Consider the following 6000-nt stretch of genomic DNA (forward strand, 5'->3'; position numbering starts at 1 on the left):
ACGAACGGGCCAAGCCAACCGCCACAGCGACTCTCGGCGTGATCGCGCTCCCAGCGACGGTGTGCGCGGGACTCAGGCTCGCTGCCGTGGCGCCCGCCGGTGCCTCGTGCGTCGAAGGGATGGTGCGATCGTGAGCCGGATCCTGGTGACCGGTTCCGCGGACGGCCTGGGCCGGGCCGCGGCCGATGCGCTGCTGTCCGCCGGACACGACGTGGTGGTGCACGCCCGGAGCCAGCAGCGTGCTGCGGGCCTCGACACGCTGGTCGACCGTGGGGCGTGCCTCGTGGTGGGCGACTTCACGGAACGCGACGCCGTACGGCGCATCGCCACCGAGATGAACGACGCGCAGCCGCTCGACGCCGTCATTCACAACGCGGGCGTGTGGAGCGGACTGGCGGTCATGCCGGTCAACATCGTCGCGCCGTACCTGCTGACGGTCCTGCTGCGCGGGCCGCGCCGGCTGGTGTACCTCAGCAGCAGTTCGCATTTCGGCGGGCAGCCCTCGCTCGACGGGGTCGACTGGCAGGGCAAGAGCGCAGGCTCCTACTCAGACAGCAAACTGTTCGTCACGACGCTCGCTGCCGCGGTGGCTCGCCTGCGCCCAGAGGTGTTGAGCAATGCGGTCGATCCGGGCTGGGTACCGACGAGGTGGGCGGACCGGGCGCACCGGACGACCTGGAGCTCGGCCATCGGACGCAGGAATGGCTCGCTTCCAGCGACGAACCCCAGGCCCTGACCACCGGCGGGTACTGGTACCACCGCGAGCGGCTGCAACCGCACCGCGCCGTCCACGACGAGGCGTTCCAGGACCGCCTCCTGCGGACGCTGGCCGAGGAAACGGGCACCGCACTCTGAGCGGTCAGGAGCGTTGACGGCACCCCCGCAACACCCTCATCACACACCTGGTCTCTGAGGCACCCAGGGCAACAGGGATATCCAGGAGCGCCTCCATGACTGGGCGGTGCGGGCTCGGATCATCCGCAGCAGTGGCTCGCATCGAGCAACGAACAAGAAGAAGCCTCCCGGCATCTGCCGGGGGGCTGCTAACGCCCGTACGCGGTCCGACGCGGACTCTGCCCGCCGGCACATCAGCATAGAGACGACATCGCGGAGCGAACCCCGGAAGTATTCCTGGAGCACCTTCCTGACCTGCGCTTTCGCGGACCGCCCCGGCTGTGACCTGCTAGGTCGGGTCGCAGAGGCGATCGGAGGCAGTCAGAGGAAACCGCTCTGATTCGACCCCGATTCGAACCGAGCTGCTCGGAGTCAGTCAGAGGCAATCGCCCTCTGATCTGGCTCCAAGTCGGCCCAGGTCGGACGGTGTTGATCAGGCGGTGAACCAGCTGACGGCACTCCGAATCGACCTCGGTCGAGTCGCGATGGGGACGCCTGCCTCCAGCACCGGAGCCAGGCATACGAAGGCCTCCAGGATGGTCATCCCGGAGGCTTCAAGCTGGCACCGATTGGAGGTCGGTAACGGACACCACCCGTGGTTTTAGCGGGCCTGGGTGGCGTCTCTGTCCTTGCGGGACGGCTCCACGGTGCCACACAGCACCGACCAGACAGGTTCTTCCCGACGGCCATTTCACCCAGGCGAGCGACTGGGCCTTCACCACCTGCCTACGGCCGTAGCCGATCTCATTCTGCTCGGGGATGCGGTGGGGCCAGTCGACGACGACTTCGTCGGCGTAGGGGAAGCGGGTGGGGGTGGCGAAGACGGGACGGGCGTCGCAGACGGTGACGCGGTAGCCGAGGAAGCCGCCGGCCTGGCTCAGGGCTTCGGCGAAGTCGACGGCGCCGAAGATCAGCATGCGGGGCGGGGTGCCCTGTCCCCGATGCAGACCTCGGTCGTGCTCACGGCGGCCAAGATCATCCGTTCGCCGGAGGGCGACGCGCTGCGCCGACGGCTGTTCCAGGCGATCGACGCCCTCCGGGACGAACTCGGCGGGCGCGGACTGACCTGCATGGGCTTCCCGTCCCCGATCGTCCCGCTGCTGATCGGGAACGAGAAGCTGGCCCGGGTCACCAACCGGCTCCTGTTCGACCAGGGTGTGCTCGCCTTCATGGTGGAGTTCCCGGTGACCCCGACCGGCTCGTCCCGCTTCCGGCTGCAGGTACAGGCGGGCCACCAGCCCGAGGAGGCCCGCGAGGCGGCCCGAATCATCAACCGGTCCATCACCGAGGCCCGTGCGTACCTGTCGACCGCCTTTCGGGAGCGACCTGGCCTGACAGGCATCCGCCATACGGCGCTTGAGGCGGAGCGTGGCGCACGCTCCGCCTCAAGCCCTTCCTCGCCCTGACCGATGAGAAAGGCAAACTCCTGTGGTTGTTCTCATGAACTGCCAACCCGGCGGGGGTTCTTTGCGTAGCGGGCACCTGGCAGGCGATCACGGCCCGCGGCCTGCGGGCTCGCCCGTGACCGCCGCCGGGCCAGGGCTTCCCACCCGCGAAGTCAGGCTTGGCCGACTCGATGGGAATCAGTCGTGCGCGACCGCGAGCACGATCTTGCCCCGATTGTCCCGCCGCTCCAGCCGCTCGTGGGCCGCGCGCGCCTGGTCCAGCGGCAGAACCGTCTTCACCGGCACGCGGTACGCGCCGGCCGCGACCCGCTCGGCCAGCTCGCGCAGGTCCTCGCGAGGGTCGTAGCCGTGTATCTGCAGATTGGTGAGCTGGAAGCCGAGGATGGACACGTTCTTCGGATAGAAGTCCCGGGTGTCGACGGTGCTCGGCTCCAGCGCGACATTGGCGAGGGCGACCACGCGCCCGCCATGCCCGACCTCACGCAGGCTCCGTTCGAAGGCGCGGCCTCCCACGGTGTCCAGCACGACATCCGCGCCGCGCCCCTCGGTCAGCCGCAGCACCTCCTCGACGGACGCGTCATCGGGGTACGCGGAGGTGTCGACCGTGACGTGGGCGCCCAACTCCGCTGCCCACGCGGTCTTCTCCGGCGAGCCGGCGATGGCGATGACGCGCGCTCCGGCCTCCGCCGCGATCTGCACGGCCGCGCTCCCGACTCCGCTCGCGGCGGCCTTCACGACCACGGTGTCGTCCTTGGTCACCTTGGCCAGGTGACGCAGGCAGTACCAGGCGGAGAGCCAGGCGACGGGCAGCGCGGCCGCCTCCGTCAGGTTCAGGCCGTCCGGCAGGACGGTCACTTGCGTGGCCGGAACGGCCACCAGCTCGGCGTAGAAACCAGGTGTGTTCACCCCGTCCAGGGCCATGACCCGCTGTCCGACACTGAGGCCGGTGACGCCCTCTCCCACCGCCGCGACGGTTCCGGCTCCCTCCAGCCCCGGGATCAGCGGCGGACGCCCGGCCCGGTGGTAGACCCCGGCCCGTACGAGGGCATCCGCACGGTTCACCCCTGCCGCGGCCACCCGGATCAGTACCTCGCCGGGGCCCACGACCGGGTCCGGCACCTCCACCGGCACCAGGACCTCGGGGCCGCCGAACTCATCGATCCGCACCGCACGCATACCGCACCTGCCCTCTTGAGGAAGCCCGGCACCCTTCCGGCAGGAGCACGGACACAGTCACACCGGTTGAACCGGTGTCACACTGCAACACCCTATGAACCGGTGTCAAGGCGGTAGGCTGCGCTTATGACCCGCGCACCCGCTTCCGTCCGACCGGAAGGCACAGACCCAGCGCTCGCGTTCCCGTTCATCGGCGGCCGCCCCTGCCTGAACTTCGTCGCCACCCTCGGCAAACGGCACAGCGGCACCCCACTGGAGCGGCTCCCCGACCCCGGGGCCCTGGCCCGCTGGATCGACGAGGCCGGATTGCACGCCGGCACGGACGGCGGGCCGGCACGGGTCACCGCCAGAGACCTGACGTTCGCCCGCACCCTGCGCGAGGCCGCTTACCGGCTGCTGGGCGCCGCGATGGACGAGCGAGCCCCCGACCCGGCCGATGTCGCGGCGGTCAACGAAGCAGCCGCCCGGCCCGACCTCGCCCCACAACTCACCCAGCCGGCGGGTCCCTTGCACTGGAAGGCCGGCCACCCGGCCCAAGCGGCCCTCGCGACAGTGGCCCGGGACGCCGTCCTCCTGGTCGGCGGCCCCCTGCTGACCCGGGTGAAGGAGTGCGAGAACCCGGAGTGCTCACTGCTCTTCCTGGACGACTCCCAGGCCCGTCGCCGACGCTGGTGCTCCATGGACCGGTGCGGCAACCTTGCCAAGGTCGCCGGCTACCGGTCCCGCAGCCGTGCCGCCTCCACACATTGAAGCAAAACTGGGTGCGGCTCGTCTCGAGTGAGGTCACTGCTCGACCTGCCGTTTGCCGATCACCGGCCCGCACCGGCGGCCGATCGCCGCTGTGGCGGCATCGAACGAGCCGCGCGCCGCCTCGATCGGGCCAGCCGCGTGACTTGGTGACTGTGCCGCAGCCGGGGCAGGGATAATGCCACGTCGGCGGGGTGCAGGTTGCCCGAGCCGGGTGCTCGCCACGCGCACCGGCGCACGGTGACCGTGCCGAACAGTGTGGCCGGCAACCGCCGGTGGCCGTACTCGATGCGCGTGCGCACGACCTCTGGACCGGTCGGCGGGTGCGGGCGGTCGGGTGGCCTCTTCCTCCCGCAGGGCCCGCATTTCCAGGTGGTCCGACAGGGAGCTGCCGCAGGATGTCGCGACAACGAGCGTGGTGAACAAACGAGTTGAACGGTCAAAGGAGTCAGCTGTCGAGGGTGTGTCGTACCGTGCCACGGGGCTCTTCTCTCCGGGGACGTTTGGTTGGCGCCTTCGAATCCAGGGAGAAGAGCCCCGCTCTCGTTGCTGCCCTTACGATTCCGCTGCGTCCTCCCGGACAGCCGCGGTGAAGCGGCCCGGCTCGTCCTCGGTCAACCAGCCCGGTCCGCCAGCAGTTTCAACTTCGCACGCCGCCCCTCGACCTTCGACTTGTCGGTGCTCAACCCGGGCGCGGCGGCCACCTGGGCGGCCCGCAACGGATGCCCGGCATCGACCAGCACCTCGACAAGGTCCTGGTACGCCGGCGGCAGCACCGCCACTGCGAGACCCGGGCGCCACGGCACCACCGTCAGCACCCCGATCGGGCGAGGCGGGAGCGGACTCCACCGCCACCGAGCCCGCCTCCTCAACTCTCCCCGGGACCATGGGTCGAACCGGCCTCCACGCGATCTGCGCCCGCCTCGCCTAGGATCTCGGCGACCGTCTCCCGGGCGATCTCCAGCCGGGCCAGATGTTCCTCAGCCTCCGCCACATGCTCGGTCAACGCATCGATCTCACGGCGGAGCCCGGCCGCTTCCTCCCGCGCGGCCGCCTCACGCCGCTGCAGCTCTTCGATCAGCGAACCCGTCCGACCGCCACCTCGCCCCCATCCGAAACGGCAGAAGGCACCGCGCCGTCATGGCACGCCGCCCCACAACTACGCAGGTCAACACGTCACTGCAGGAGAACTGCACTGGTCATTCGATCCCAAGGGGCCCAATACCCAGATCCTCACGCATGAGGCCCCGCATGTGGGTCATGGCCGTGCGACGCTGTGCAAGCAGGGGCGCGTCCTCAGCGGAGCCGACAGCCCTGGCGTAGGCGTCGCGTATCCGGCGCAGGCTGTGAAACGCCTCATTCCCGGCCACCACGACCTGCGGCGGGCCCACGAGCCATAGGCGTTCGCCCGCCGTCGAGCACCCAGTCGTACGACGCAGCTCTCCAGCACCGCCTGTGGACCGCCTCGCAGAAGCTCACCAGTGTGGAGTCCGGCGCCGTTGGCGAGGCCTGCAGCAAGTCTCCGCTTCGCCGCCGGTGACGGCGTTCGTTCGGGCTGCGCCGAAACCTTCCGAGGATCCGCCAGGACTTCGGCCGGACCGCGCCACACTCAACCGAAGCCCCGCCACGCCGGAGTCCTCAGGAGGGAGACTCCGGCGTGGCGTCCTCGTTCTGCTCCGGGCCGCTCGGCGGCTCAGGCGGCCGCCAGCTTTCGGATGCGCGGATGGTTCTCCAGCGCCCACCGCACGGTCTTCGGCGGGCGTCCGAGCAGGGTTTC

5 protein-coding genes and 1 pseudogene are annotated in these 6000 nt (G+C 70.0%); 3 read left to right on the plus strand and 3 right to left on the minus strand.

Translation table 11 applies throughout. From position 1 onward, the window contains the following. Positions 1-130: 130 nt before the first annotated feature. The gene (locus tag AC5P09_RS44030; RefSeq protein ID WP_493879303.1) at positions 131-736 is read left to right on the plus strand and encodes an SDR family NAD(P)-dependent oxidoreductase; all 606 of its coding nucleotides are present in this window, start codon (positions 131-133) and stop codon (positions 734-736) included. Positions 737-1645: 909 nt separating this feature from the next. On the opposite strand, the pseudogene AC5P09_RS44035 reads toward AC5P09_RS44030, so the two are convergent. Beyond that, positions 1646-1823 (minus strand): annotated as a pseudogene (locus AC5P09_RS44035) (XdhC family protein); the annotation flags it as partial. Between the two features lie 12 nt (positions 1824-1835). Between AC5P09_RS44035 and AC5P09_RS44040 the strand changes: the two are divergent. Then, positions 1836-2300: an aminotransferase class I/II-fold pyridoxal phosphate-dependent enzyme gene (locus tag AC5P09_RS44040; protein WP_493879304.1), complete on the plus strand. Its 465-nt coding sequence runs from the start codon at positions 1836-1838 to the stop codon at positions 2298-2300. 177 nt (positions 2301-2477) lie between these two features. On the opposite strand, the gene AC5P09_RS44045 is transcribed toward AC5P09_RS44040, so the two are convergent. Continuing rightward, complete coding sequence (locus AC5P09_RS44045) at positions 2478-3476, minus strand: quinone oxidoreductase family protein (RefSeq protein ID WP_493879305.1); 999 nt, start codon at positions 3474-3476, stop codon at positions 2478-2480. Between the two features lie 126 nt (positions 3477-3602). Here AC5P09_RS44045 and AC5P09_RS44050 point away from each other — a divergent pair, with 126 nt between their 5' ends. After that, complete coding sequence (locus AC5P09_RS44050; protein ID WP_493879306.1) at positions 3603-4226, plus strand: CGNR zinc finger domain-containing protein; 624 nt, start codon at positions 3603-3605, stop codon at positions 4224-4226. 611 nt (positions 4227-4837) lie between these two features. On the opposite strand, the gene AC5P09_RS44055 is transcribed toward AC5P09_RS44050, so the two are convergent. Next, positions 4838-5005 (minus strand): hypothetical protein, encoded by a 168-nt coding sequence (locus tag AC5P09_RS44055; protein WP_493879307.1) that lies wholly within the window; start codon positions 5003-5005, stop codon positions 4838-4840. Positions 5006-6000: the final 995 nt, after the last annotated feature.

It is taken from the genome of Streptomyces sp. a15 (assembly GCF_059026085.1).

Excerpts from the sequence above, each read along its gene's own strand:
- AC5P09_RS44040 (WP_493879304.1), top strand. The coding sequence starts at position 1,836 with ATGCAGACCTCGGTCGTGCTCACGGCGGCCAAGATCATCCGTTCGCCG.
- AC5P09_RS44045 (WP_493879305.1), bottom strand. The coding sequence starts at position 3,476 with ATGCGTGCGGTGCGGATCGATGAGTTCGGCGGCCCCGAGGTCCTGGTG.
- AC5P09_RS44050 (WP_493879306.1), top strand. The coding sequence starts at position 3,603 with ATGACCCGCGCACCCGCTTCCGTCCGACCGGAAGGCACAGACCCAGCG.